1 protein-coding gene is annotated in these 932 nt (G+C 70.6%); it reads left to right on the top strand.

All coding sequences use genetic code 11. The annotated features are described in order from the left end of the window. Window positions 1–16 precede the first annotated feature (16 nt). Window positions 17–932 (top strand): IS481 family transposase (locus tag ABD993_RS36460; RefSeq protein ID WP_345428964.1); only part of this gene is annotated, 916 nt, incomplete at its 3' end.

Here is a 932-nt window from a genome sequence, read left to right as displayed (position 1 = left end):
CGAAGGGCCTTCCGCTGTGCACGCTAACGCCCGCTTGACCGTTCATGGCCGCCGGATCGCGGTGTTCCGCGTCCGCCACGACGGCCGCCCCGAAGCCCACGTCGCCGCCGAGCTCGGAGTCTCCCGCCAATGCGTGCATCGCTGGGTGGCCCGCTACGACGACGAAGGCGAAGCCGGACTCCACGACCGCTCCAGTCGCCCCCATCGCGTCGCCAACCGCACCAACCCAGCCGATGAGGCTCGGGTGGTGGCGGCCCGCGCCGAGCTCAAGTCCGGGCCCGCGCGCATCGCCGCTGCCACCGGTATCCCGCCGCGCACGGTGTCGAGGATCCTGACCCGCCACCGAGTACCCCGCCTGGCCGACTGCGACCCGATCACCGGCACCCCGATCCGGGCCACCCGTCACAGCTCCCGCCGCTACGAACACCCCACGCCCGGAGACCTGGTGCACGTGGATGTGAAGAAGCTCGGCCGCATCCCCGACGGCGGTGGCCACCGGGTCAACGGACGCGGCACCCGCCCGGGCCGGCTCCGCCGGATCGGGTTCGACTACGTCCACGCCATGGTCGATGACCATTCCCGCTTCGCCTACGCCGAGATCCTGCCCGACGAGAAGGGCACCACATGCGCGGCGTTCCTCACCCGCGCCGCCGCGGTGTTCGCCACCGCCGGGATCACCCGGATCGACCGGGTGATCACCGACAACGCCCGCAACTACCGCGGCTGCCGCGTCTTCGAGGACGCCGTCGCCGCGTTGGGAGCCAGGCAGAAGTTCATCCGCCCACACTGCCCCTGGACCAACGGCAAGGTCGAACGGTTCAACCGCACCCTCGCCGTCGAGTGGGCCTACCGGCAGCGTTTCGACACCAACCAGGCCCGAACTCTGGCCCTCGACGAGTTCCTCGACTACTACAACCATCGACGCCCACACA

Origin of the sequence: Pseudonocardia xishanensis (assembly GCF_039541715.1) — a bacterium.
In the GTDB taxonomy this organism is placed as follows: domain Bacteria; phylum Actinomycetota; class Actinomycetes; order Mycobacteriales; family Pseudonocardiaceae; genus Pseudonocardia; species Pseudonocardia xishanensis.
Note: the sequence above shows the minus strand (reverse complement) of the source record. Positions and strands in the feature narration are given on the sequence as shown.